Genomic DNA, 721 nt, shown 5'->3' with positions numbered 1-721 from the left:
GGCAGCACCCCACAGGGTTGAACGGGCAATTCGCTAAAGCTGGTAACCTGACGGAGCGCTACAGGGAACTTGAGCACGAGCAAGACATTTTGGGTGGTAGCCGAAGCATTTCGCCGCCGCAGGTTAAGCATGAACTTCAGAAATACTGGGTATTGTATATTTTGATTGCTGCCGATGCTGGGCACGAATTCCTTAATGGCCGGATCCTGAATGTTGCTGCCGCTTACTTCCAATTCCAGTATCGAATTACTGAGGCAACCGGCATCTATATAATCGGTACGCATTACATGGCTGGTGGCCGAACTCATGCCCTCATAATACCAGATAGCAGAGCCAGTTGGAAAAACGGCCGGATAATTATTGCCCTCCTGTAACAGGGCAACCTGAAAATCCTGGACTTCCAATCCCGAAGCGGGGTTGATTAGATACTGAATCGGATCAGGCACCCGGTACTGATGTAGGCGGCGAAGGCGGCCATCTTCATCGGTATAATTGGAGGTTTTCACTTCTACCACGGGCTTGCGCAGTACGCTGAACACTCCCAACGCCTCATTATAGTAGGGGTATTCTTCATAGGGCTACCGCACCAAATTAGGCACTTTTGAGCAGTTCCAGCATAAATCCGTCGTCTCTGGCGGCCTTTTTACGCTTTCTTTTCAGACTAATCTTACTCGGTTCATGCGTGAGAAGAAAGAGGCTGAACTTGCGAAAGATGTTCAAA

The 721-nt window shown here is 49.4% G+C and carries 1 protein-coding gene; it reads right to left on the bottom strand.

Annotation, left to right across the window (positions count from 1 at the left end; translation table 11 throughout):
• Nucleotides 1–506 (bottom strand): hypothetical protein (locus tag D0T11_RS22360; RefSeq protein ID WP_147374810.1); only part of this gene is annotated, 506 nt, incomplete at its 3' end.
• Between the last annotated feature and the right edge of the window lie 215 nt (nt 507–721).

The sequence above is a fragment of the Hymenobacter rubripertinctus genome (assembly GCF_003583925.1).
GTDB classification, from domain to species: Bacteria; Bacteroidota; Bacteroidia; order Cytophagales; family Hymenobacteraceae; genus Hymenobacter; species Hymenobacter rubripertinctus.
This window is presented reverse-complemented; position numbering and strand designations above follow the sequence as displayed.